Raw genomic sequence first — 23,806 nt, 5'->3', positions numbered from 1 at the left:
AACGATAACGCGTGCTTCCTGAATAAACGCGGCGTCTGTGAGTTTTTCGCGAGCAAGCTCGCTCCTACAGGGTAAACCAGACGATCAGTGGTGCTTGTTCTTGTGCTTATGCTTGTTGCCTTTGTGCTTGCCACCACTTGAGCGATGACCGCTCTCGTCATCGGCCAGGTTGTTACCCAACGCGCCGCCGGCTGCGCCGCCCACGCCCGCGCCAATGGTGGACCCGGTGCTACCGCCCAGGCGATTACCAATCAGCGAGCCGCCCGCCGAGCCCAAACCGCCGCCAATCGCCGCTTCGGTTTTATTACCTTTTTGCGCACCCACCGCACTCCCGGCTGCGCCACCTACGCCTGCACCGATGGCTGCACCGGTCGAGCCACCGAGCTGTTGGCCGACCACATTGCCCAACACGCCGCCTACACCGCCGCCCAGCGCGGCGGTACCATCTCCAGCGGCCAGGGCGCCTTGGGAGATCAGGATGCCCAATGCCAGGGCCGGGAATGTCATTTTCATTTTTTTGTACCTCAAGGGCTGTCTCAGGCGCTCACGGGTTAAAGCACGCCTGGCAATGTGATTAGAGCACAGGCCGCCGCACTAGGGTTTCGGTGTTCGCCCCTTGCGCAAGAAAATTTTTATCAACCCTCTTGAATTCCTTTTGCGCGTCCATAAATTTTTGATCACGCGATGCCGAATCCGGGTCGCGTACTAAATCACTTGGAGAAACTCAGGAGATTTTAAAATGGCTACTACCCTGTCGTTGGCCCCACTGTTCCGTCAATCGGTGGGCTTTGATCGCTTCAATGACCTGTTCGAGTCGGCGCTGCGCAGCGAGGCTCCGAATTCCTATCCACCTCACAATGTGGAAAAGCACGGTGACGACGCGTACCGCATTGTCATCGCCGTGGCTGGCCTGACCGAGGAGGATCTGGATATCCAGGTCGAGAGGGGTGTATTGACGGTTTCTGGCGGTAAACGCGAAACCGACGATAAGGTCGCTTACCTGCACCAGGGCATTGCCCAACGTGCGTTCCGGTTGTCGTTCCGCTTGGCGGACCATATCGAAGTACGTGGCGCATCCCTGACCAACGGTTTGCTCAACATCGACCTGCTGCGTGAAGTGCCTGAAGAGGCCAAGCCAAAACGCATCATGATTGGTGGCGAGGCCAAACCTGAACTGCGTCAGGTCAGCTTGCAGTAAAACAATCGGCGGTAAAAAAGGCGCTCTGCGGAGCGCCTTTTTTGTGTGCGCTGCAAACCCAGGCCCGCTAAGCCTGGGTATTGGGCGCAAACAACTGCCTGGCCTCGGCAAAGCATTTTTCTGCGATGGCCGAGCGCGGTTCGGTCTTGCGCATCACCATGCCCAGGGGGGCAAGGACGCTGGCATCCGGCAGGTGGATAAACGCCAGGTTCTCAATCGGGCTTTCCAGGCCGCTGTCCAACGGCATGATCGCGCAGCAGAAGCCTTCGTGAATGGCCTGGAACAGTTGATAGGTGGAGTCGCTTTCCAGAATCGGCTGGGGATCGAGACCGCGGCTGCGGAAACTCAGGTCGATGGATTTTCGGTAGTGCATGCCATTGCTGATCATCCCCAGAGGCAGTTCGGCGGCTTCTTCCCAGCTCATCTGGGTGCCTTCGAAGTGGAAGTGGCGGGTGTCGTACAGCAGCCCGACACGGGTTTCGCCCAGTTCGAAAAACTCCAGGTAGTTGGGGCTGACGTGGTCCAGGTAGCACACGCCGAGGTCCAACTGGTTGGTGCCCAGGGCTTCGATGATTTTGTCCGAACTCATGGAGGTGAGGCTGAACTTGAGTTCCGGGAAGCTGTGGGACAAGCCCTGGATGAAGCTGATCGGGTTGAAGCCGCTCAGGGGCACCAGGCCCAGGCGCAGGTTACCGACTAACTGGCCGCGACACGCAGCGGCTTCGGCGAACAGGCCGTCGTGGGCGGCGAGTAAAGTCCTGGCCCAGGCCAGCACGCGTTCGCCGGCCTGGGTGAAGCCTTCGAAGCGTTGGCCGCGGGTCACCAGTTCCAGGCCCAGTTCTTCCTCCAGGTTGCGCAGGCGCATCGACAGGGTGGGCTGGGTGATGTTGCAGCGGGCGGCGGCCTGGCCGAAATGGCGGGTCTGCTCCAGCGCGATCAGGAATTTAAGTTGTTTGATGTCCATGAAGGCACCTGCCTGGAAATAAGTGAACGGTCATGATTGGCGCAAGTGCCTGAAATCCACGGGATGGAGCCGATGATCGCATTGTAACGACCGGCACGTCCAAGTGCCCTTGCCACCGTGCGGCTGCATTGTTCCATTTTTGAGATGGAGCGGCCCGTTTCAGCCACTACCTAACCCTGAACGCGATGATTAAGGTGGTTCCACTGTTTTTTTGGGTGGGCCTGCTGACACACGTCCAGGTCGTTGCCCAAGCGTGTCTGTACAGGAAGTGCAGGCACGGCCGGGCGCAGTTCCGGCGCACACGCCAGGGAGGTATCGCCAAGCAAGAGGAAATGCAAATGACTGCATCAGGTAACGCTGCAAACTTCAATGGTCAAAAGCCGACGATTGACCCCGCTGACACCGCCATGTTGCTGATCGACCACCAGAGTGGTCTGTTCCAGATCGTCAAGGACATTGATGTTCCTCAATTGCGCGCCAACGCCATCGCGCTGGCCAAGGCCGCAACCCTGCTGAAAATACCGGTTATCACCACCGCTTCGGTGCCGCAAGGACCCAACGGCCCGTTGATCCCGGAAATCCACGAAGCCGCGCCGCACGCCCAGTACGTGGCCCGCCGTGGCGAAATCAACGCGTGGGACAACCCGGAGTTTCATGCCGCCGTCAAAGCCACCGGCAAGAAGACCCTGGTGATCGCCGGCACCCTGACCAGCGTGTGCCTGGCGTTCCCATCGATTGCGGCGGTGCATGAAGGCTACAAGGTGTTCGCGGTGGTCGATGCCTCGGGCAACCACTCCAGGCTGGCCACCGACCTGACCGTTGCACGCCTGGCCCAGGCCGGCGTGGTGCCGATCGACATCATGGGCACGCTGTCGGAGTTGCAAGGCTCCTGGAACCGCCCGGATGCCCAGGAGTGGGCCAACGTCTACACCCAGGCCATGCCGCACTACCAGCTTCTCATCGAGAGCTACGTCAAGGCTCAGGAAGTGGCAAACAACCACGAAGTACTAGACTCACAGCGCAAGTAAACACGCTGGGTTCTTTACGGGGCGCCTACTCGGGGCGTCACCTTCTTTATCAGGAGTACCACGATGTCTACACCTTACGTTCGCTTGGACAAAGACAACGCCGCTGTGCTGTTGGTCGACCATCAGGCCGGCTTGCTGTCACTAGTCCGTGACATCGACCCGGACAAATTCAAGAACAACGTGCTGGCCCTGGCTGACTTGGCCAAGTACTTCAAGCTGCCGACCATCCTCACCACCAGTTTCGAAACCGGCCCCAATGGCCCGCTGGTGCCCGAGCTCAAGGCACTGTTCCCGGATGCGCCGTACATTGCGCGCCCAGGCCAGATCAATGCCTGGGACAACGAAGACTTCGTCAAGGCCATCAAGGCCACCGGCAAGAAACAATTGATCATTGCCGGCGTCGTGACCGAAGTGTGCGTGGCGTTCCCGGCGCTGTCGGCCCTGGCCGAAGGCTTTGAAGTGTTCGTGGTCACCGACGCCTCCGGCACTTTCAACGAACTGACCCAGCAGTCCGCCTGGGCCCGCATGTCGGCCAACGGCGCGCAACTGATGACCTGGTTTGGCCTGGCCTGTGAGCTGCACCGCGACTGGCGCAACGACATCGAGGGCTTGGGGACGTTGTTCTCCAACCACATTCCGGACTACCGCAACCTGTTCACCAGCTACAACGCCTTGACTGAAGGCAAGTAAGCCCGAGCATGGGGGCTGTGCTGCGACAGGCAGTCCTCATTTCAACCTAGCACCAGGTGCGTTCAGATGAGCATGAACCGGTTTCCAGCTAACGACCTGTTATGAATTGGGCGCAGCTTTTGACCAAAGGTTGTGTCTCGGTCCGCAGGCCTTGGCAGCCCGCTTGAGCCGTTTATGCAGCCCCTGATCAACTATTTCAAAGTGGTGTTCAATCCAGGTATGGGCGCGCTGCTATTTGCGTTGCGCACCGTTGCAGCTGGATTGTTGACCTTGTACCTGGCCTTCATCTTCGACCTAGACCAGCCAAAATGGTCAGTGATGGCGGTGATTATCGTCAGCCAACCCTTGGGTGGCATGGCGTTGCAGCGTAGTTTTTCACAGATTATCGGCACCCTGGTCGGCGCGGCAGTGGCGGTGCTGATCATGGGCGTTTTCCCCCAGGCACCGGTCCCATTCATTGTTACCTTGTCGCTGTGGTTGGCGTTCTGCACGGCGGGTGGCACGTTGCTGCGCTACACCAGTTCCCACGCCTTTGTGCTCAGCGGGTTCACGGCGGTCGTCGTTGGGCTGCTTGCTGTACCGGAGCAGGATAATACCTTGATGCTGGCGATCACCCGACTCACTGAGACGCTGTTGGCGGTTGCCTGTGTCGGCGTGGTCAGCCTGTTGACGGCGCGCCCGGAAGCGGTCGCCCGGGGGTACTTTGCCAAAGTAGATCAAGTCCTGAAATTGATGGCGGCCCATGCGGCGGCGGTGATTCGTACCGAGGAGAGCGAGGCCGATTTCCGTAAGCGCCAGATGCAGTTACTCGGAGAAATCAACGCACTGGAAGGCCTGCGCCGGCATTTGTATTTCGATGCGCCACGGTTGCGCAGTGCCAACGGCCTGGTGCAACTGCTGGGTAATCAATTGGTATTGCTGACTTCACGTCTGACAGTGCTGCGTCGTCAACGCACGCTGATCGATGAGCGTTGGCAAGGTGAGCTTCCCGAAGACATTCAACAGCTGCGCGCTGACGAACTCGCGTTCCTGGATGAGTTGGCAGTGGCGGGGCGTTCATTATCGACGCAGGCGCGCCAGCGCTTTAGCGTGTTGCAGCAGCGCTTTGACCAGCAGGCCAATAAGGTTGAGCAACGTGATGAGCCCATAACAGGTACGTTACGCGCGCTGGCGTGGGCCTTGCGTTGGGAGCAGGCCAGGCTGTTGCAACAACTGGAAGAGATCCTGCAACTGAGTGATGCCATTCAGGAGGGCCGTCCGGCCAACTGCCTGCACCGCCAGAGCCGAAGTAATCCGCTGTACCTGGACTGGCGCCTGGCGGGAATGAACGCTGCCCGTGCGTTTATTGCCTTGCTTGTGTGTGGATTGATCTGGATCGAAACGGCTTGGGATGGCGCCCGGGCAGGGATGATCCTGGTGGGAATTCTGTGCTCATTGATGGCGACCTTTCCACGGCCCTTGGCGGCAAGCCAGAACTACGCACGTGGGTTTGGCCTGTCGCTGGTGATTTCAGCGGTCTATCAGTTCATGCTGGTGCCCGCCATTGGCGACGTCGAAATGCTGCTGTTGATTCTGGCGCCGTTGCTCTATGTGATTGCTGTGGGCCTGGCCAGCCCACTGACTGCGGGGATAGGCATGGGCCTGGGGCTTTCGACCTTCCTGATGGTGGGCCCGCAGAATATCGGGGCCTGGCAAAACACCGCGAGTCAGTGGTTCGAATTTGCCGGTGCCTATATCGGAGCTTGCACCTTGTCGTTACTGGTGTACTCCTGGGTGTTTCCATTCAATCCGGCCCGGCGCATTCACCGTCTGTTCGATGAGAGCCGGGAGCAGGTCTACGTATTGCTCAAGACCTCAGCGACGGATCAGCAGCAGTTCGCCTTTGAAAGCCGGATGATGGATCGCCTGACCATGATGCTGGGTTTGTTGCCCGCGACCAAAGACCCGCGAGCCCATGCGCTGTTCGAGGTCACTCTGGCCTGCATGGCCCTGGGCGTGGCGTTGAACCAGCTCAAGCAACAAGGGCAGAACAATACATTGCTGACGGCGCAAACCCAGGCCCGTTTGCAGTCGGTTCTGGACCAGTCAGGCCGTTATGTGGCGGGAAGGCCCACCGTCGACTGGCAGGCATTGACCGATGCATTGCGGCACCTGGGCGATGACCTGGACCAACTGCATGCCGCTGAGCTTTCGTCCGGGCATGAACAGCTCTGGTCGGTGTTTCGCATTCGAGTGGCACTGCTGATCGTTGCCTCGTTTATTGAGCGCTACCGCGAATTTCTTGAGCTCGATGAAAAAGGAGTGCCGTCTCTTGCACATTGATTTTGAGGTAGGTGGCGTCTACCTGCCGCCCATTGCGCAGGCTTTGTTGCTGGCGCTGCCGATTTTCATGGTGCTGGGCTGGTCCTTGCGTCGGCTGGGCGTGCTGCGGTTTGTGTGGCATGAGGCGCTGTTCGAAGGCGCGCTCTATGTCTGCGTGTGTGCTGTTGTGATTCTAGTAATGGGAGCCTCGTCACCTTGAAAAAATACATCGCCCAACTGATTACCCTGGCGGTTGTCTTGCTGGCGCTGGTCCTGGGCTGGTTCGCCTGGGAGCACTACACCCGTTCACCCTGGACTCGCGATGCCAGGGTGCGCGCTGATGTGGTGACCTTGTCGGCGGACGTCTCCGGGCTGATCGCCAGTTTGCGGGTTCAGGATAACCAGCATGTGAGCAAAGGGGACCTGCTACTGCAAATCGACCCGGCGCGCTATGCCCTGGCAGTCGAGCACGCACGACGCTCTGTTGAAGTGGCCCAGGCCGCAATGGGCCAGTCGGAGGCTGCAATTATTGCCAGCCAGGCGCAGCTCAAACAGCGCCAAAGTGAAGAGCGGCGCCGGCGTAGCCTCAAACAAGGGTTCGCCATCTCCGGTGAGGAGTGGGAGAAGTCCAATACCGACGTGGCTATCGCTCAGGCGCAGTTGCTCAGCAACCAGGCCAACCTGGGGCTGGCCCAAGCCAATGTGCAGCTGGCAAAGGCTGCCTTGACCCAGGCCGAACTCGACCTGCAGCGCACCCGGGTGGTGGCACCCGTCAGTGGTTATGTGACCAACCTGCTGACCCGCCAGGGCGATTACGCCAGTGCCGGCGGTGCCTTGCTGGCGTTGGTGGACAGCGATTCGTTTTATGTCAGTGGCTACTTTGAGGAAACCAAGTTACCGCGTATCGCACAAGGTAACCCAGTGCGGATCCAGTTGATGAGCGGCGAGACCTTTAGCGGAACCGTGCAGAGCATCGCCTTCGCCATCACCGACCGGGAGAACGCGCCTGGCAGTCGCTTGCTGGCCAACATCAACCCCAGCTACACCTGGGTCAAGCTGGCCCAGCGGGTCCCCGTAAGAATCAGGATCGATCCTGCCTATGCCGCCAAGGACCGCTTGCGCGCAGGCACTACGGCGACGGTGACGGTGCTTGAACAACAGGAGCAACGCTGATGAGTGTGTCATTGCGCCGGCTTATAAGGGTCTCAATCTCGCTGACTGTCTCGTTGTCGGCGACAGGGGCCTATGCCGATAACTCCATGGACCAGAGAGATAACCTCAGCACCGGTATCAATGAGCGCCAAAAGGCTGAGCTGTCGGTCACGCCGGGATTTGTCAGCGGCTCGTCTCTTAACGGCTTGCTGCGCAATTACTACCTGGGCCGCGATAATCACAACACACCGTCCAGGCGTGACCAGCGCGAATGGGTGCAGGGCGTGTACTTGTCCTTTCGTTCGGGATACACCGACACACCCATTGGTGTCGGGCTCGACGTGCATGGTTTTTATGGGCTCAAGCTGGATGGAGGAGGGGGCAGCGGCGGGGCCGGCTTGCTGCCGCTGGACCCAAAAGGCGCGTCGGAGTCTGACTTCTCGGCTGCGGGCGCGGCGCTCAAGTTGCGCGGGTTTGACAGCCTGATGCAGGCAGGTGATCAGTACCTAGAAAACCCGCTGATCGCCAGTGGCGTCAGCCGAGTCTTTCCCCAGACATTTCGTGGTGCCACGCTCAAGAACTACAGCCTGGAACACCTGACACTGGACACTGGCTGGATCGACTCAACACGCCAGCGCAACCAGAGCGGCCAAAGCCACTTGACCACCAGTTACGGCACCGGCAACAAGGCTGGGGTGGCCGCTGATCGTGAAAGCGCGTCCATGAGTTGGCTGGGCGGCGTCTACGCGGTGCCCGGCGCAATAACAGTGACCCTGTATGGCGGCCAATTGAGTGATATCTGGAACCAGTACTACGCCGGGGTCAGCCAGCCATTCAAGCTGACGCCTGGGCTTACGCTGACACCGTACCTGCGTTACTTCAAAACCCGCGATCAGGGCCAGCGCCAGTTGGGCCATATCGACAACAACACTTATAGCGGTGGCCTGACGCTGTCCGGCGCAGGCCAGAGCCTGACCCTGGGGCTGCAGAAGGTGGACGGCGACACGCCGTTCGACTACATGGTCCAGGACGACCGGACCTTCCTTTACCTGGGCAACTCCCAGCAATACGCAGACTTCAATGCACCTGGCGAAAAGTCCTGGAAGATTCAATACCAGACCAGCCTGGCGTTTATCAACGCGCCGGATTTCCAGCTCAGCACTTCATACACTCGCGGTGAAGCGGACCTGACCCGGGTCGATCCCAATAGCACGGGCTACGGCTACATCTATAACGCCGCCGGCAAAGATGCACACCATTGGGAGCGGGACGTTGCCCTGCGCTATGCCGTGCCAGACGGCAAGGCCAAAGGCTTGAATATCACCTTGCGCTGGGCCGCACACCGTTCGGCACAGGGGTATACCGCACCGGGCAACACCCGTGGCAATTCAAACGCCGATGAGTACCGGGTGATTGTCGATTACCCATTCAGTGTTTTCTAGTCGTTATTCAATGAAGGTGTTGTATGAGTCAAACCCAATGGATTCGGGTGCTGGGCATCAGCTCGGCACTGGCCTGCGCCACGAGCGAGGCTGACAGCATCAGCCTGCCTCCTCTGGCCCTGGGCAATGCCAGTTTCATGGATGGGGTCGCCGGCCCCGGTGCGTTGTTCGAGTTACCGGTGCAGTATTACCGCAGCAACTCGGCCTACGATGCCCATGGACATGCGTTGCCGGGGCGGCAGCAGGTGCACAGCACCACGGTACTGCCGCACCTGGCTTACTTCAGCGACAAGACTCTGCTGGGAGCGAACTATGGCGCCGAAGTGCTATTGCCACTGGTGAACCTGGAGATAGAGATCGATCAGGGCCCCAAGGGACGACGGACTCGCCAGGGTGACATGATCGTCAGTCCGTTTCTGTTGCAGTGGGCCCCGGTGTCGTTCTTCGGCCGCCCGTACTGGCAGCGCTTGAATTTCGTGTTCTCCTTGCCGACGGGTTCCTATAACAAAGATTCGAGCCTCAATACCGGGAGCAATGTCTGGGTGTTCAACCCCCATTACGTGTTCACCTGGGAGTTGACTGACCGCCTGGAGGTCAGTGGTCGTTTCAATTATGCGTGGTCAAGCCGCAATAACGATCCGGCGTCAGTCCTGCAAGCCGGCAGTATCCAGCCGGGAGAGGCGTTTCATAGCAACCTGTCGGTTTCTTATGCCGTTGCCGAGAAGTGGCGTATCGGCGTTGCAGGCTATCAACTCAATCAGATCAGCGATGACCGCATTGATGGGCATCGCCAGCGTGACTCCAGGGAACAGGTGACAGGGATCGGGCCAGGGGTGATGTACCAGCAGGGAAGCCAGACATTCTTCGCCAATCTGTATTTTGAAAGTGGCGCTGAAAACCGCGCGCAGGGCACCCAATTGACGCTACGTTACCTTCATGGGTTCTAGTGCCTGTCAGTTGACAACCCGTTGATGAAAATCGCTGTGGTCTCACTGATCAGGTGCTCGCGCGCGGCTTTTCCAGGGCATGAGCTAAGCCCGAGCAGGCAGCGCAACTGCATGTCGCCGGTCAGCGCATCAAGGAAGATCTTCGCGCGGGTCTGCGAGTTGCCCGGCATGACCAGCCCGGCTTCCTCGGCCCAGGTAAAGTAATCGGCCAGGCAGCTATAGGCCGTTGCGGGGGCAGCCTCGAAGAACGACTTTGCAGCCTCCGGCGCGCGCAGGGCCTCGGACACGATTAGGCGATGCAGGGCCAGGGTGCGAGGCGACAGCACCACATCGAGAAAGACCCGTGCAATGGTCGTCAGTGCCTCCTGTAGAGGCTTCTGAGCGAGGGTCATGTGAGTCAGCGGGCTGACGTTTTCTGCGCACAGTTGTTCGATAATCGCGGCGAACAACCCTTCCTTGCCGCCGAAGTAGGCATAGAGCGTGCGTTTGGAGCCGCCAATGTTGGCGATGATCCCGTCAACACTGACCCCTGAATAGCCTTCTGCGAGAAACATATCAGTCGCAGCCTGGAGAATACTTTGACGCTTTGCTGCTTGCCTCGGGGTAGGGGTTTGCATGTGGCTCGGCTATTCCTGAAAAGAACAATTCAAAAGTTCTCCTAGCCTACGCCGCTCTGCACAAGCCTTCCAGCCGCGCAGAGGGACGAATCAAGCGATTGCCCCGGAATGTTTTTTGTAAAAACACTTTGATGACCCTTGACGAGTTATTTATTTGGGCGCATTTTCGACAAAAGGGTACGGTAACGTACCGTACCGAACTATAACAACAACAGAGGTAGTGATCATGCGTTTCGTACACTTTTTGGAAGGCTCCACCAAAGGTCTGGCCATTGAAAAAGCAGGCGCGCTGCGAGGTTTGACCGAACAGGAAAGTGGTTATCCGGGTGCCCTGGAGAGCTTGCTCAAGGCCGGTCCGAACGCGCTGCAAGCGGCCCATCAGCGCTTGAGCGACGCCCGTTTGCTCGATCCATCGAAGCTGCGTTACCTGCCCCCGCTGGAGCGCCCGGGCAAGATTGTGTGTGTCGGCCTGAATTACGCCGATCACACCAAGGAAAGCCCTTATGAACAGCCGACCTATCCGACCTTTTTTCCGCGTTTCAGCACCAGCCTGATCGGCCATGGCGAACCCATCCTGCGCCCGCGTGTCTCCGAACAACTGGACTACGAAGGAGAGCTGGCGGTAGTGATCGGCACCGGTGGCCGGCATATCGCGCGCGCGCAGGCCCTGGAGCATGTGGCGGGCTACGCGATCTTCAATGAAGCCTCGGTTCGCGATTACCAGTTCAAATCGCCGCAATGGACCATTGGCAAGAACTTCGACGCCACTGGCGCGTTTGGTCCGACCTTCGTCAGTGCAGACGAACTGCCAGCGGGGGCAGTCGGCCTCAACCTGGTGACCCGCCTCAATGGCACGGTGGTGCAGCAGGGCAATACCGCCGACATGATCTTTGGGGTCGCCGAACTGATCGCCGTGCTCAGTGAAGCGGTGACCCTGGAACCCGGTGACGTGATCGTCACCGGCACCCCGGCAGGGATTGGCTGGGCGCGACGTCCGCCACTGTTCATGAAGCCTGGCGACCTCTGCACCGTGGAGATCGAAGGCCTTGGCACCTTGAGCAACCTGATCGCCGACGAGCCTTCAGCGGCCTGAGTCCACGCCTCAGTTTTTTCGAGCGCGCAGCACAACCGACCCACCGTCACTACGGTGGGCAGCGATCCCGGCTGCCCTGGTTTTGACCACCGGTTGTCCTGCCCATTGAATGCCCAGGAGCAACTACCGTGCTGCAGATCAAAGACATCAACCATGTGCTCTACCGTCATCCCGACCTTGGAGTGGTCGAACGTTTCCTGACCGATTTCGGCCTGGTGGTTATGCACCGTACCGAGCAACGCCTGTATTTTCGCGGTACCTGCTCACTGCCCTATGTGTACATCGCCGAGAAGGCTGTTGAAGCCAGCTTTGGCGCCATCGCGTTCGCCGTCGAAAGCCTCGATGACTTGCATCAGGCTACCCGGTTGCCGGGGGCCTCGGCGATCCGGCCGCTGGAAGGCCCCGGAGGAGGGCAGTACGTCGCCTTGCATGATCCCTCGGGGCGGCGCATCGAGCTGGCCCACGGTATCGAAGCCGTGGGCACGCTGCCCCAGCGTGCTGCGTTGACCCTCAACTCGGCCCATCACAAGCAACGCTTTGGCGATGTGCAGCGGCCCGGCAAGGGCGCGGCACAAGTCCTGCGCCTGGGTCATGCGGCGATTGGCGTGCAGGACATGCCGCAGCACCTGGCCTGGTACCAGCAAGTGCTCGGCATGCTGCCTTCGGACCTTGTGGTTCAGGAGCCTGACCGGGACCGCCCGAGCGCGGCCTTCCTGCGGTTGAACCGTGGCAGCGCCTGGACTGACCATCACACCATCGCCCTGTTCCAGGCACCGAAGGACTTCGTCCATCACGTGTCCTTCGAGGTGCAGGATTTTGACGCGCAGTGCCTGGGCCACGAGTGGATGACCCTGCAAGGTTGGTCGCCGTTCTGGGGGGTAGGCCGGCACATGCTGGGCAGCCAGATCTTCGATTATTGGCGGGACCCGTCCGGCAACCTTATCGAGCACTTCACCGATGGCGACCTGTTCAACCAGGACTCGCCCTCGGGTTACACCCAGGCGTGCGACGCCAGCCTCTACCAGTGGGGCCCGCCGATGTCGGTGGAGTTCTTCCTGGGCGGCGAGTGTGCCGCTGAACAGACCTTGCCCCGGTCGACTTCAGACCGTCAACGACGCAGTTGAGGACAGATGCCATGAGTCAGGTAATCAGCGAGCAGGTGCTCGATAAGTTGTTTCGCCAGGCCCGTAGCCAGAACGGCTGGCTGGATAAACCGGTGGATGATCAAACCCTCAAGGCACTCTACGACCTGATGCGCTGGGGCCCGACCAGCGCCAACGGCTGCCCTGCGCGCATTGTGTTTTTACGCAGTGCCCAATCCCGGCAGCGTTTGCTGCCAGCCCTGAGCGCCGGCAATGTCGAGAAGACCCTGGGCGCCCCGGTGACGGCAATCATTGGCTACGACACGCAGTTCCATACGCAGTTGCCCAGGTTGTTTGCGCACAACCCCACAGTACGCGACTGGTTTGCCGACCAGCCGGATTTGCTTGAGTCCACCGCGTTTCGCAACAGTTCGCTGCAGGGCGGCTACTTCATTCTCGCGGCCCGGGCTCTGGGCCTTGACTGCGGGCCGATGTCCGGGTTTGACCACGCACAGGTCGACCAGACGTTCTTTGCTCCAGGGGCCGAGGGCATGCAGGCCTTTGCCGGGATGAAGATCAAGACGAACTTCCTGTGCAACCTCGGCTATGGCGACCCCGCAAAACTCTTTGCCCGTAACCCGCGGCTGGGCTTCGACGAGGCCTGCGCCCTGCTGTAACTGACTGACCGCACCCGTAAATCCTCCAGGCCGATCAAGCGTGCTGCGATGCATCACGTCTGTTGATCGGCCTGGCAAAACAACAACAATAAGGAAAACCTGCAATGCGAGCTCTATCCAAATGGCATGTACTTATCGGCGGTTTCCTTGCGTATCTGTTTGACGCCATGGAGATCATCCTACTCACCATTGCGCTCCCGGTGATCCGCCAGGACCTGGGCCTGACGTTCAATGAAGCTGGCATGCTCGCCTCGGCAACCTTGCTGGGGATTGGTTTGAGCGGCATTACCACGGGGTGGTATTGCGACAACTACGGCCGACGCAAAGCCCTGCTGATCTCGTTGATCGTGTTCGGCGTGTTGACCACGCTGGTCGCTACCACACACAACTGGGGCTTGCTCCTGCTCCTGCGGTTTCTGTCCGGGCTGGGCTTGGGCGGGGTGTGGGGGATTGTCTCAGCCTATGTAACGGAAACCTGGCCTGCCCATCAACGGGCACGAGCGATCGGGTTCGTGTTGAGTTCATTCCCGATTGGCGCCGCCATCGCGGCAATGGTGGCGGCCAGCTACCTGCCAGACTGGCAAACCCTGTTCATGGTGGCGGGGATCTCCACCTTGATCCCGCTGGCGTATCTGTTTTTCTTTGTGCCTGAGTCACCGGAATGGACCGCGCAGAAAATCCGCAACATGGCCGGCCCCAGCCAGCACAAGCATGTCTCGATACGCGAAATATTTTCCCCCGAACTGCTGCGCCTGACCCTGCTGGGTACCCTGGCGGCGAGTTTTGCGGTGATTGGCTTCTGGGGGGCGAGCACTTGGTTGCCCACCTACTTGATCAAGGAGCGCGGACTGGACATTGGGATGATGGCCAACTTCATGGCGATCCTCAACATCGGCGCCTTTATCGGTATCAATGCCTTCGGCTTCATCGCTGACCACATCGGTAAACGCAACGCCACGCTCCTGTCATTGCTCGGCAGCGCGCTGATGTTATCGATTTATGCACTCACCACCGATAACGCCATTCTGTTCTGGCTAGGGCCGATCTATGCCTTCTTCTATGCCTTTGCCAGTTTGTTTGCCTCCTACTTCAGTGCGTTGTACCCCACGCGGGTACGCACTCTCGGCGCGGGCTTCTGCTTCAACTTTGGCCGGGGCCTGGCGGCTTTTGCGCCTCTCCTGCTGAGTGGTATCGCCACCCACTACAGCCTGGCGTGGGGCCTGTTGGTGTGCGCCGGTTTTTTTGCCTTGGCCACTGTCACGCTGTTGTTTATGCCCCAGGTGGAGTCAGACGTGCCCGCTCGCGCGGGAGGGGCGCTGAAAACCACGGATTCCTGAAGTTTGAGATCAACACTGGAGTATCAAACGATGTCAGAGCAACGCGTAGAACAACAGATCCAAACCCTGGAATTGCGCCGCCGCCAGGCCATGGTCGAGGGCGATATGGACTTCCTGGAAAGTATCTATACCCGAGACTTGACCTACAGCCACTCCGACGGCAAGAGCGACAGCAAGAGCAGCTACCTGCAGGGCATGCGAGAGGGCGTCTGGCGCTATCGCGGCTTCACCAGCCATGACGAGCAGATGCGCAGGGTAGGGGAATGCGTGGTCGTTACCGGGCTGATCGATATGGACGTGGTGATCCGTGGCGAGCCCATGGTCCTCAACTCGCGCTACATCAGCGTGTGGAAGGCGGGCAATAACGGCTGGCAAATGATTGCCTGGCAATCCACTCGTCATACCCATGGCTAACGTCCGCTAAGCCATAGCACCCCTGGCAACTTGAACCCGGCCCTGGTGGTCGTCCGGGCAAGGCTTGCGCATGCCTGGAAACCGGGATGGCTGGAACTTTGACGTGATGGAATCCTGAACATGTACGTACAACAATTACAAAAAACGTATTGCAAGGCTCTTTTGATAACCGCGGGTGCAATGAGTCTGATCTCAAGCCCGGCACAGGCCAAGGACTGGAGCGATACCTTCATCGGTTTTCGCTACGGTACCGACTTCACCGAACCCAGCATCCGTGGCAAGGTCCAGAAGGAGATCTACCAACTGGGCCATGCCAGCGGCAATGAGACCGGTTCCAATTTCTTCAACGTGGACGTACTCAAGTCCGACAGTAACGATCCAAAGAAAGACAGCGATTCGGGTGCGACCGAGGCCTATCTAGTGTACCGCCATCAACTGTTCCTCAGCCAGGTGTTCGAGCGGTCGATGGCCTTTGGTCCGGTCAAGGAGGTGGCCCTGAGCGGCGGAGTTGAGCTCAACTACAAGAACACCGAGTTCGCTACCCGCAAGCGCATGTTGGTGGCCGGTCCGACGCTCAAGTTCGACGTGCCCGGTTACCTGGATATCAGCCTGCTGTATGCCATGGAATGGAACCACTGCGGGTTGAATGCGTGCCAGGCCGAAAACATCCAGTTCGACCCGTACTATGTGTTGCACATGGTCTGGGGCATCCCGTTCCAGGTGGCCGGCGTGCCCCTCAAATTCCAGGGTTTTGCCAGCTACAAGACCGAGAAGGGCAAGGATTACTTCAAGCAGGATACGGCCGAGGAAAGCCTGGTGCGCGCGTCATTGATGGTCGATGTCGGGCAACTGGCATGGGGTCGCAAAAATACCCTATTGGTCGGTCCGGGCTATGAGTACTGGAAACACAAGTATGGCGCGATCAATAAACCGGGTACCGATACGCATGCGCCGACGTTCCACCTTGAGTGGCACTTCTGAAGTTTAAACCCGATTGTGACAGGGCGAGGTGAGCTGTATGTCTTCAAGCTCACCTCACGCTGTCCAAAAAAGGCGCCAAAAAAGCGGCGCGTGCAGGTTCTTAGTCTTATTTTGTTACTAACCCATGTCCTAAAAATTCAGCCCTGCGGCGGCAAAGCAGGACAAAACACCCTCTCGCCATTCAATTTTCATAAAAATGTAACAACCCTGCTTCACAGTTCGGGAGCCCGTCACCACAACGAGTTCCTTTTAATGAAAAGCTTGATGAAGTCCGCAGCACTCGCCATTACGGTATCCCTGTGTGCCTCCTCCGTGACCTTCGCCGCCGAAAACGTGCGCCTCACCGGCTCTGGCGCCAGCTTCCCTGCACCTATCTACCTCACCTGGTTCAAGGATTTCAGCAAGAAGACCGCTGGCGTCACCGTGGATTATCAATCCAAGGGCAGCGGCGCAGGTGTGCAGGACTTCCTGAATAAAACCGTCGACTTCGCCGCCAGTGACTCGGCCATGAAAGACGAAGACATCGCCAAGGTCGCCGAAGGCGTGCAGTTGCTGCCAATGACCGCCGGTGAAATCGTGCTGGCGTATAACCTGCCGGGCAATCCCAAGGGCCTCAAGCTGCCACGTGATGTTTACTCCAATATCTTCCTGGGCAAGATCACCAAGTGGAACGACCCACAGATCGTCGCCGCCAACCCGGACCTGAAGCTCAGCGACACGCCGATCACGGTGGTTGTGCGTGCAGATTCCAGCGGCACCACAGCGGTCTTCACCAAACACCTGGCCACCATCAACCCTGAATTCAAAACGGCGCTGGGGGAGGGCAACACCGTCAACTGGCCGGCCAGCGACAAATTCATCAAGTCGCCCAAGAACGATGGTGTGACCGCCACCGTACGCCAGACCCCAGGCGCAATTGGCTACATCGAGTACGGCTTCGCCAAACTGGCCAAGGTTGACTTCGCCCAGTTGCAGAACAAGGCCGGCCAGTACGTGGTGCCAAACGCTGAAAGCGGCGCCGAGGCCCTGGCCGCCGTGAAGATGCCGGAAAGCCTGGTGGCCTGGTTGCCGGACCCGGACGGTGCCAAGTCTTACCCGATCACCTCGTACACCTGGATGATCTTCCGCAAGGACAACGGCAACCCTGCCAAGGCCAAGGCCATGCGCGAAATGGTTGAGTACAGCCTGACCGAGGGGCAGAAAATCGCCGACTCGATGGGTTACATCCCGCTGCCGCCATCGGTGGTAGAGCAGGTTCGCAAAGCCTCCGCCAACATTCAGTAACACCCGTGAGGCCGCTCTCGGTGTGGGCTGTTTGCCGCGCCGGGGGCGTTTCCCCCCTGTTCCGGAATTAGCCAATGAACAAACCTTTCGTCGTACCGGTTAACCGGGATTCTGCCTGCCAACCTCCCTCCGCCAAGGACTTCCTGGTTGATCGCACCTTCCGTGGGCTCGCGCGAATCGGGGTGGTACTGATTCTGGCGTTGGTCGCGGCCTTGGTATTCGAGGTGGGACGCAAGGCCTTGCCGGGCATGGAAAAGCACGGGTTCGATGTGCTTTTTGGCAGTGTCTGGGACGTTAACCAGGGCAAGTACGGGATCCTGCCGGCCATTTGGGGCACGCTCTACAGCGCTTTTATCGCGCTGCTGATTGCGGGCTTTTTCGGTGTCAGCATGGCGATTTTCCTGACTCAGGACTTTCTGCCGGCCAAGCTGGCGGCGGTGTTTCGCACCATCGTTGAACTGCTCGCGGCCATCCCCAGCGTGGTGTATGGCCTGTGGGGCATCTACGTGGTGATCCCGGCGATCCGGCCACTGACTACCTGGTTGAACAGTGAACTGGGTTGGATCCCGTTTTTCGGCACGTCCTTGAGCGGGCCGGGGTTGCTGCCAGCGGCGCTGGTATTGGCCATCATGATTCTGCCGACGATTGCCGCCGTGTCCCAGGACGCGCTCACCAGCGTGCCGATGAAAACCAAGCAGGCCGCCTACGGCATGGGCACCACCCATTGGGAGGCGATCCTCAAGGTGATGGTGCCGTCTGCCGCCACCGGTATTTTTGGCTCCCTGGTACTCGGCCTCGGCCGTGCGCTGGGCGAAACCATGGCGCTGGCGATGCTGGTGGGCAACGCCAACAACATTTCCCTGTCGCTGTTCGCGCCGGCCAACACGTTGGCAGCCTTGTTGGCGCTGAACTTCCCCGAAGCCGGGCCCAACGAGGTGGAGGTCTTGATGTACGCCGCCCTCGTCTTGATGTTCATCACGCTGCTGGTGAATGTCATCGGTTCCATGATCATGCTCTACGCCCAACGGGGTAACCGATGATGACTAATCTCACATCCCCTATAACCGCTGTACCGAGCCTGCAGCGCAAGTTCGAAGGCCGGGCGCTGCGCAGCCTGGTGTTGACCACATTGGTATGGCTGGGCGCGCTGCTGGCCAGTGTGCCGCTGATTTCGGTGCTCTACATGCTGATCACCCGTGGCGGCGCACGCCTGAGCCTGGAGGTGTTCACCGAGTTGCCGCCCACCGGCTTTGAAACGGGCGGTGGTTTCGGCAACGCCATGGCCGGCACCTTTGTGATGGTCGGTATCGCTGCGGCGATCGCAGTGCCGGTGGGCATCATGGCCGCGATCTTCCTGGCCGAACTGGGGCCGGACAGCAAACTGGCCAACGCTGCACGCTTTGCCGCCAAGATGCTCACCGGCTTGCCTTCGATCCTGGCCGGCGTGTTTGCCTATGCCTTGGTGGTGATGACCACCGGCACCTACTCGGCACCGGCAGGCGGCGTGGCCCTGGCGGTACTGATGCTGCCCATCGTAGTGCTGACGGCGGAAGAGTCGATGCGCATGGTGCCCAAGATCATGAAGGACGCGGCTTACGGCATGGGCTGCACCCGCTCGCAGGTGATCTGGAAGATCATCTTGCCGACCGGCCTACCTGCGATCCTCACCGGCGTGATGCTTGCTGTGGCACGTGCCGCAGGCGAAACCGCGCCGTTGTTGTTTACCGCGCTGTTCAGCAACTACTGGATCTACCACGACGGCGACTTGGCGGTGATGAACCCCACGGCCTCCCTCGCCGTGTTGATCTACAACTTTTCCGGCATGCCCTTCGACAACCAGCTGGAGCTCGCCTGGGCGGCCTCGTTGGTGTTGGTGATGATCGTGCTGGTCGTGAATATTGTGAGCCGTATCTTCGGCAAGCCTAAGTATTAAGAACGGGAGCATCTGAATCTTGAACGTCTCAACTGCGCAAATAGCCGCTCCGTTTGTCACCCAATCGCCTGTGGTCATGGACTGCAAGCTGGACCGGATTTTCTACGGCAACTTCATGGCGGTGCGTGACAGCCATGTGCCGATCGAGAAAAACAAGATCACCGGTTTTATCGGCCCGTCCGGCTGCGGCAAAAGTACGGTACTGCGCAGCCTCAACCGCATGAACGATTTGGTGAAGGGCTTTCGCTTCGAGGGCCACGTGCATTTTCTGGGGCAGGACGTGTACGGCAAGGGTGTAGACCCGGTGGTAGTGCGCCGTTACATCGGCATGGTATTCCAGCAGCCGAACCCGTTCTCCATGAGCATCTTCGACAACGTCGCCTTCGGCCTGCGCCTGAACCGCTACAAAGGCGACTTGGGCGATCGCGTCAAGCACGCCCTGCAAGGCGCTGCGCTGTGGGATGAAGTCAAGGACAAGCTCAAGGTCAGCGGCCTGTCGCTCTCCGGTGGCCAGCAGCAACGGTTGTGTATCGCCCGCGCTATCGCCACCGAGCCGGAAGTGCTGTTGCTCGATGAGCCTTGCTCGGCACTCGACCCGATTGCGACTCGCCGGGTAGAGGAGCTGATGGTGGAACTGAAGAAGGACTACACCATCGCCCTGGTCACCCACAACATGCAGCAGGCCATCCGCGTGGCGGACACCACAGCGTTTTTCTCGGTGGATATTTCCCAGGGCACGCGTACCGGCTACCTGGTGGAAATGGGCCCGACCGCGCAGATTTTTGGCAGCCCGCGTGAGCAGATGACCGAGGATTACATCAGCGGCAAGTTCAGCTGAGTCCCCATGTTCGATAGACACCACACGTGCGCCACCGTCAGCCCAGGAATGCCAATGTCTGCAACGCATCGTCTTGATTTGTCAGCGATTGAACGCGCGCTCCGTAAAGTGCAGAGCCGCTTTGCCGAGCTCAGCACGCAATTTACCGAGCCGCGCGACCCCTTGACCGACGAAGTGCTGCACAACGTGCTTGAAGGCTATGCGCTGGTTGACGACTATGTCGCACGGGGCGTTGACCTGTTTGACCTTCATCATCTGGACTTGATGCTGGAGATCAACGCCACCGTGCTCTGCGGTAGCGACCCGGCGCGCCGCGTGGAATACGCGCAGCACCTGGCCGCCACCGAGGAGCACTTCTTCAACAACGTTGAAGGCGGTATCAAGGACTTGTTCAATTGGTACTGCGCGTATCGCAGTGAATCGGTGTGGAAACGCGCGGCCGGTGTGTATGTGCGCATCCTCAGCAAGCCGCAGTTGTTCATCGAAGGCAACAACCGCAGTGGCTCGCTGATCGTCAGCTATCTGCTGATGCGCGCCGGGTTGCCACCGTTTGTGCTGACGTTGGAAAATGCCGAGGGTTACTTCAATCCTTCCTCGGTGATCCGCAACTCGGCCAAACATGGGGTCAAGGCGTTGTATGAATTGCCCAAGATCAAGAAAAAATACGCCGCCTTCCTGGAGGAACAGGCCCCGGATCCCAAGGCGTTTTTCTTGAGCGATATACCACAGCCTATCTATCAGGGAGGCCATTAATGCGCTGGTATCCAACACTCGCCAGCCGAGCCGTGCAAGCCGTCCAGCAAGCGGTCCTCACGCGTGCCGCCAAGCTCCCGCGCGTACGCATCTCCTTTGATATCGACGACACACTGGCTTGCCAGCTTGACCACGCTGACGTCGAGAGCAGTTGGCTGCCGGCCTGTGCTCATCGTTGGTGGGGAGAGCCGCTGCGTATCGGCACTCGTTCGCTGACGCGCGAGCTGCGGCGCCAGGGTTGCAGTATCTGGGTCTATACCTCATCGGGTAGGGCGCCTTCCTACATCAGACGTTGGCTGATGCTGTACGGCATCCGTGTCGACGGCGTAGTGAATAGCGAGCGGCATAACCACGCCCTCACGGTGCATGGGCTGTCAAACACCCCCTCGAAATTTCCGCCGGCCTTCGATATTGATTTGCACGTGGATGATTCCGAGGGCGTGCGCCTTGAAGGTAACGACCACGGCTTTCGCGTGGTGGTGGTTGATCCGCAGGATGAGCACTGGGCGCAAAGAGTGCTTGAAGCGGTGGCGGGGGTGCAGGCGCAACTGGCCCGGCAGCAATTGCCCAGGTTCAAGCAGCCTGTATGCCAAGGCGCTGAGGTTTATTCTTCATGAACGCCAGAGAAACCTGAACTTCTTGAACTCTTATTGCAGTTCACAACTTGCTATAAGGGTTTAATTTTCTTTGACTCGTTAGTCACGAACAACGCAAAACTTCCCTTCCTGTTCGACAAACAGCGCTTATGGCGCTTTTGTCGTCTATATCCCTAAGTACATACCCTTACCTTCCGATAGTCGGTCACTTTACGGCGGCGCTTCTAGGCTAGTGTTGACGAGCTTCCTTAATGGTCAACCTCGATATTAAGAAACGAAGCAGCCTGAACAGAATGCACAACAACAACTTCAATGCATATTGTTTAGCCCGACGCATCAGGTATTACCGTTGACTTTCGGTGTTGATCGCTGGGCTCAAGGAGTACTGACATGGCTATATTCGATTACAAGGGGCAAGACGCCCGCGTCCTGATTTCAGATGCCTGGACCCTCGCCACTTACACCAGCGGTGTTGCCACCGTAGGCGCGCTCTACAACATTCCGGGGCTTGTGCTGGGCGAGGGCAACACCTTCGCACTGCCCAAGGGCTGGCGTGAGATCGGCGCGAGCGAACTGCAGGTTGATAGCAGCCACACCGACATCACAGGAAGTTTTACCGGCGACGGCGTGTTCGGCTCCCAGGCCAGAGTGTTTGGTCAATACGATGACAGCGGCCAATTAGTCAAAATGGGCTTTTCCATTGCCGGCACTAACTCGCCAATTGATCTGCTGGGTTGGCCGGCGATGATCGATAACTCTTATATCAACGGCTATGACTACCTGCTCAATTCAATCAAGGATTACGCCACCGACCACAACCTGAGCGGCAAAGATGTTCTGGTAACCGGCTACAGCCAGGGTGGCTCCGTCACCAACAGCATGTATATCGGCAAGGACACTTTGGCCGACGGTTTTTTCAAGGATTCGGACTACTTTGGCATGGAGTCGCCCAAGTCCAGCAACAGCGACGGAATCTTCAACTTCGGTTTTGAAAACGATGTGGTCCACCGCCTCACGGGGCAAGAGACCAACGTGGGCAGCGCCATTATCGATGCGCTTCAAGGCAGTGACGCCAGTTACACTTCGACGACTGACAACATCGTGCTGTTCGACACGATCTACGCGCTGCCAACCTGGCCCAATGGTCCGTTCTCAATTGCCAACCTGTCAGGCTGGGCCGCGCATCTGGAAGGCATTTTCATCAACCCTATCCAGCGTATCGCCCAATCGACCTTCTACGATTACATCGAACGCGACAGCACCATCATCATCAGCAATCTCGACGCCATCAGCCGCAGCTTTACCTGGGTCAGCGACAAACAGACCGCCACCTCCAACCATTACGGCACACCGGCCTTCCTGCTGGGCACCGACAGTTCGGACAAGCTGCAGGACGGGCGCAGCGATGACTTCCTCGACGGGTTCAAGGGCGACGACAGTTTCCGCGTGAGTACCGGTACCGATATCGTCGCTGGCGGCGAAGGTAACGACAAAGTCTTCCTCAAAGGCACCTCGTCTTCCTACGAAGCCGTAAAACTCAGCGACGGCACGTTGTTTCTGAACGACAGCAGCGGCCAATACGGCCTGAAGGCATTGCACGGCGTAGAGCATGTGGAGTTCGAAACCGGCCTGGCCAACAGCCTCGGGCATGTGCCCGTGTTCGGCGGGCTCTTCGGTGGCATTGGCGAGGTCCTCACGCCGGCCTATACGGTGACCAGTGGCAAACTCGACTTCGAAGGCCTGTTCGGCGCCGATAAGGCGTATGCCAAATCCATCGAAGGCAGCCAATTGGCCGACACCCTCAAAGGCACCGCCGCGCGCGACCTGATATTCGGCCAGAACGGCAATGACCGGCTCGACGGTGGCGCTGGCAACGACCTGCTGCACGGCGGCGACGGCAACGACACACTGCTGGGCGGCACGGGCAACGACGCGCTGTATGGCGCCAGCGGCAATGACGTCTTGATCGGCGGGCTGGGCAATGACCAACTCAGCGGTGGCGTGGGCAGCGACCTGTTTGTTTTCGATCAACGCGGGTTTGGCCACGACGTGATCAGCGACTTCAACATTCACCAGAACGGGCAGGACCTGCTGGTATTCGCCAAGTCGCTGTTTGCCAGCGCCGATGCTGTGCTTGGTGCCACGACCCAGCATGGCAGTGACAGCGTGATTCTGGCGGGGGACAGCAGTGTCACCCTGGTGGGGTTCAATGCGGCGCAGTTGAGTGCAGAGATGATCAGCGTGGTCTGACACGGCACCTGCGAAACGGAAGGTAAAAACCTCACAGGGTCTCTGATGCTGTGGGGTTTTTTATTGCTTGCTGATTAACGCAACGGCTCGATACCACACGCAGCGTCATAGTTTAGCGGTAGGGCTCAACCCCCAAAAAACTCTACATTTCAAGCCCGCGCAGCTCTGCATAAAGGATTGAACGAATTTGCACGCTTAATTGACGCCATCAAAATGACATCTTATCATC

At 58.9% G+C, this 23,806-nt stretch carries 24 protein-coding genes; 21 read left to right on the top strand and 3 right to left on the bottom strand.

What is annotated here, in order from left to right; translation table 11 throughout:
* Nucleotides 1–84 precede the first annotated feature (84 nt).
* Nucleotides 85–513 carry a glycine zipper domain-containing protein gene (locus E1K68_RS15470; protein ID WP_003191547.1) on the bottom strand — a complete coding sequence of 143 codons (429 nt, stop codon included), beginning with the start codon at nt 511–513 and terminating at the stop codon, nt 85–87.
* A 226-nt stretch (nt 514–739) separates the two neighbouring features.
* Between E1K68_RS15470 and E1K68_RS15465 the strand changes: the two genes are divergently transcribed.
* Entirely contained in the window at nt 740–1,198 is a 459-nt protein-coding gene (locus tag E1K68_RS15465) for an Hsp20 family protein (protein ID WP_003191546.1), read from the top strand.
* Between the two features lie 67 nt (nt 1,199–1,265).
* On the opposite strand, the gene E1K68_RS15460 is transcribed toward E1K68_RS15465, so the two are convergent.
* Nucleotides 1,266–2,162 (bottom strand): LysR family transcriptional regulator, encoded by an 897-nt coding sequence (locus E1K68_RS15460; protein WP_003191544.1) that lies wholly within the window; start codon nt 2,160–2,162, stop codon nt 1,266–1,268.
* A gap of 338 nt (nt 2,163–2,500) precedes the next feature.
* Here E1K68_RS15460 and E1K68_RS15455 point away from each other — a divergent pair, with 338 nt between their 5' ends.
* From E1K68_RS15455 to E1K68_RS15425, 7 genes are all read left to right on the top strand, one after another.
* On the top strand, nt 2,501–3,190 hold the full coding sequence (locus E1K68_RS15455) for an isochorismatase family protein (protein ID WP_003191543.1): 690 nt from the start codon (nt 2,501–2,503) through the stop codon (nt 3,188–3,190).
* 63 nt (nt 3,191–3,253) lie between these two features.
* Complete coding sequence (gene ycaC / locus E1K68_RS15450) at nt 3,254–3,880, top strand: isochorismate family cysteine hydrolase YcaC (protein WP_003191542.1); 627 nt, start codon at nt 3,254–3,256, stop codon at nt 3,878–3,880.
* Between the two features lie 174 nt (nt 3,881–4,054).
* Complete coding sequence (locus E1K68_RS15445; RefSeq protein WP_003191540.1) at nt 4,055–6,202, top strand: FUSC family protein; 2,148 nt, start codon at nt 4,055–4,057, stop codon at nt 6,200–6,202.
* Nucleotides 6,192–6,401: a DUF1656 domain-containing protein gene (locus E1K68_RS15440; protein WP_003191536.1), complete on the top strand. Its 210-nt coding sequence runs from the start codon at nt 6,192–6,194 to the stop codon at nt 6,399–6,401. The genes E1K68_RS15445 and E1K68_RS15440 overlap by 11 nt, the downstream gene beginning before the upstream one ends.
* Nucleotides 6,398–7,354 carry an HlyD family secretion protein gene (locus E1K68_RS15435; protein ID WP_003191534.1) on the top strand — a complete coding sequence of 319 codons (957 nt, stop codon included), beginning with the start codon at nt 6,398–6,400 and terminating at the stop codon, nt 7,352–7,354. Before E1K68_RS15440 ends, E1K68_RS15435 begins: the two co-directional genes overlap by 4 nt.
* Nucleotides 7,354–8,775, top strand: a complete 1,422-nt coding sequence (locus E1K68_RS15430) for an OprD family outer membrane porin (protein ID WP_212614349.1) — start codon at nt 7,354–7,356, stop codon at nt 8,773–8,775. Before E1K68_RS15435 ends, E1K68_RS15430 begins: the two co-directional genes overlap by 1 nt.
* 23 nt (nt 8,776–8,798) lie before the next feature.
* Nucleotides 8,799–9,722 (top strand): transporter, encoded by a 924-nt coding sequence (locus E1K68_RS15425; protein ID WP_003191531.1) that lies wholly within the window; start codon nt 8,799–8,801, stop codon nt 9,720–9,722.
* Here the strand turns inward: E1K68_RS15425 and E1K68_RS15420 are convergent.
* Nucleotides 9,719–10,339, bottom strand: coding sequence for a TetR/AcrR family transcriptional regulator (locus E1K68_RS15420; RefSeq protein ID WP_003191530.1), 621 nt, complete (start codon nt 10,337–10,339; stop codon nt 9,719–9,721). The genes E1K68_RS15425 and E1K68_RS15420 overlap by 4 nt on opposite strands.
* Nucleotides 10,340–10,565: 226 nt before the next feature.
* Between E1K68_RS15420 and E1K68_RS15415 the strand changes: the two genes are divergently transcribed.
* The 13 genes from E1K68_RS15415 (at nt 10,566) to E1K68_RS15355 (ending at nt 23,577) form a co-directional block, all read left to right on the top strand.
* Entirely contained in the window at nt 10,566–11,432 is an 867-nt protein-coding gene (locus E1K68_RS15415; protein ID WP_003191529.1) for a fumarylacetoacetate hydrolase family protein, read from the top strand.
* A 128-nt stretch (nt 11,433–11,560) separates the two neighbouring features.
* Nucleotides 11,561–12,556, top strand: coding sequence for a VOC family protein (locus tag E1K68_RS15410; protein WP_003191528.1), 996 nt, complete (start codon nt 11,561–11,563; stop codon nt 12,554–12,556).
* A gap of 11 nt (nt 12,557–12,567) precedes the next feature.
* Complete coding sequence (locus E1K68_RS15405; RefSeq protein WP_003191526.1) at nt 12,568–13,191, top strand: malonic semialdehyde reductase; 624 nt, start codon at nt 12,568–12,570, stop codon at nt 13,189–13,191.
* 104 nt (nt 13,192–13,295) lie between these two features.
* Nucleotides 13,296–14,528, top strand: coding sequence for an MFS transporter (locus tag E1K68_RS15400; RefSeq protein ID WP_003191525.1), 1,233 nt, complete (start codon nt 13,296–13,298; stop codon nt 14,526–14,528).
* Between the two features lie 30 nt (nt 14,529–14,558).
* On the top strand, nt 14,559–14,942 hold the full coding sequence (locus E1K68_RS15395; RefSeq protein ID WP_003191523.1) for a nuclear transport factor 2 family protein: 384 nt from the start codon (nt 14,559–14,561) through the stop codon (nt 14,940–14,942).
* Between the two features lie 180 nt (nt 14,943–15,122).
* Nucleotides 15,123–15,923: a hypothetical protein gene (locus E1K68_RS15390; protein WP_240164764.1), complete on the top strand. Its 801-nt coding sequence runs from the start codon at nt 15,123–15,125 to the stop codon at nt 15,921–15,923.
* A 252-nt stretch (nt 15,924–16,175) separates the two neighbouring features.
* Entirely contained in the window at nt 16,176–17,207 is a 1,032-nt protein-coding gene (gene pstS / locus E1K68_RS15385) for a phosphate ABC transporter substrate-binding protein PstS (RefSeq protein WP_003191519.1), read from the top strand.
* 74 nt (nt 17,208–17,281) lie between these two features.
* Nucleotides 17,282–18,247: a phosphate ABC transporter permease subunit PstC gene (pstC, locus tag E1K68_RS15380; protein ID WP_003191517.1), complete on the top strand. Its 966-nt coding sequence runs from the start codon at nt 17,282–17,284 to the stop codon at nt 18,245–18,247.
* On the top strand, nt 18,247–19,140 hold the full coding sequence (gene pstA / locus E1K68_RS15375; RefSeq protein WP_003191515.1) for a phosphate ABC transporter permease PstA: 894 nt from the start codon (nt 18,247–18,249) through the stop codon (nt 19,138–19,140). Before pstC ends, pstA begins: the two co-directional genes overlap by 1 nt.
* A 76-nt stretch (nt 19,141–19,216) precedes the next feature.
* A complete protein-coding gene (gene pstB, locus E1K68_RS15370) occupies nt 19,217–19,978 on the top strand; it encodes a phosphate ABC transporter ATP-binding protein PstB (RefSeq protein WP_019817112.1) in 762 nt (253 codons plus the stop codon).
* A 54-nt stretch (nt 19,979–20,032) separates the two neighbouring features.
* On the top strand, nt 20,033–20,731 hold the full coding sequence (locus E1K68_RS15365) for a hypothetical protein (protein WP_034135055.1): 699 nt from the start codon (nt 20,033–20,035) through the stop codon (nt 20,729–20,731).
* Nucleotides 20,731–21,348 (top strand): hypothetical protein, encoded by a 618-nt coding sequence (locus E1K68_RS15360; RefSeq protein WP_003191510.1) that lies wholly within the window; start codon nt 20,731–20,733, stop codon nt 21,346–21,348. Before E1K68_RS15365 ends, E1K68_RS15360 begins: the two co-directional genes overlap by 1 nt.
* Nucleotides 21,349–21,717: 369 nt before the next feature.
* A complete protein-coding gene (locus E1K68_RS15355) occupies nt 21,718–23,577 on the top strand; it encodes a calcium-binding protein (protein ID WP_212614348.1) in 1,860 nt (619 codons plus the stop codon).
* Nucleotides 23,578–23,806 lie beyond the last annotated feature (229 nt).

It is taken from the genome of Pseudomonas sp. B2021 (assembly GCF_018135665.1).
Classification (GTDB): Bacteria; Pseudomonadota; Gammaproteobacteria; order Pseudomonadales; family Pseudomonadaceae; genus Aquipseudomonas; species Aquipseudomonas lactis.
This window is presented reverse-complemented; position numbering and strand designations above follow the sequence as displayed.

Bases quoted from the DNA above. Each gene is read 5' to 3' on its own strand.
- E1K68_RS15405 (WP_003191526.1), top strand. From the start codon at position 12,568: ATGAGTCAGGTAATCAGCGAGCAGGTGCTCGATAAGTTGTTTCGCCAG.
- E1K68_RS15460 (WP_003191544.1), bottom strand. From the start codon at position 2,162: ATGGACATCAAACAACTTAAATTCCTGATCGCGCTGGAGCAGACCCGC.
- pstS (WP_003191519.1), top strand. From the start codon at position 16,176: ATGAAAAGCTTGATGAAGTCCGCAGCACTCGCCATTACGGTATCCCTG.
- E1K68_RS15365 (WP_034135055.1), top strand. From the start codon at position 20,033: ATGTCTGCAACGCATCGTCTTGATTTGTCAGCGATTGAACGCGCGCTC.
- E1K68_RS15430 (WP_212614349.1), top strand. From the start codon at position 7,354: ATGAGTGTGTCATTGCGCCGGCTTATAAGGGTCTCAATCTCGCTGACT.
- E1K68_RS15390 (WP_240164764.1), top strand. From the start codon at position 15,123: ATGAGTCTGATCTCAAGCCCGGCACAGGCCAAGGACTGGAGCGATACC.
- E1K68_RS15415 (WP_003191529.1), top strand. From the start codon at position 10,566: ATGCGTTTCGTACACTTTTTGGAAGGCTCCACCAAAGGTCTGGCCATT.
- E1K68_RS15360 (WP_003191510.1), top strand. From the start codon at position 20,731: ATGCGCTGGTATCCAACACTCGCCAGCCGAGCCGTGCAAGCCGTCCAG.
- E1K68_RS15465 (WP_003191546.1), top strand. From the start codon at position 740: ATGGCTACTACCCTGTCGTTGGCCCCACTGTTCCGTCAATCGGTGGGC.
- E1K68_RS15445 (WP_003191540.1), top strand. From the start codon at position 4,055: ATGCAGCCCCTGATCAACTATTTCAAAGTGGTGTTCAATCCAGGTATG.
- E1K68_RS15420 (WP_003191530.1), bottom strand. From the start codon at position 10,339: ATGCAAACCCCTACCCCGAGGCAAGCAGCAAAGCGTCAAAGTATTCTC.
- E1K68_RS15395 (WP_003191523.1), top strand. From the start codon at position 14,559: ATGTCAGAGCAACGCGTAGAACAACAGATCCAAACCCTGGAATTGCGC.
- E1K68_RS15425 (WP_003191531.1), top strand. From the start codon at position 8,799: ATGAGTCAAACCCAATGGATTCGGGTGCTGGGCATCAGCTCGGCACTG.
- ycaC (WP_003191542.1), top strand. From the start codon at position 3,254: ATGTCTACACCTTACGTTCGCTTGGACAAAGACAACGCCGCTGTGCTG.
- E1K68_RS15470 (WP_003191547.1), bottom strand. From the start codon at position 513: ATGAAAATGACATTCCCGGCCCTGGCATTGGGCATCCTGATCTCCCAA.
- pstB (WP_019817112.1), top strand. From the start codon at position 19,217: ATGGACTGCAAGCTGGACCGGATTTTCTACGGCAACTTCATGGCGGTG.
- pstA (WP_003191515.1), top strand. From the start codon at position 18,247: ATGACTAATCTCACATCCCCTATAACCGCTGTACCGAGCCTGCAGCGC.
- pstC (WP_003191517.1), top strand. From the start codon at position 17,282: ATGAACAAACCTTTCGTCGTACCGGTTAACCGGGATTCTGCCTGCCAA.
- E1K68_RS15455 (WP_003191543.1), top strand. From the start codon at position 2,501: ATGACTGCATCAGGTAACGCTGCAAACTTCAATGGTCAAAAGCCGACG.
- E1K68_RS15400 (WP_003191525.1), top strand. From the start codon at position 13,296: ATGCGAGCTCTATCCAAATGGCATGTACTTATCGGCGGTTTCCTTGCG.
- E1K68_RS15355 (WP_212614348.1), top strand. From the start codon at position 21,718: ATGGCTATATTCGATTACAAGGGGCAAGACGCCCGCGTCCTGATTTCA.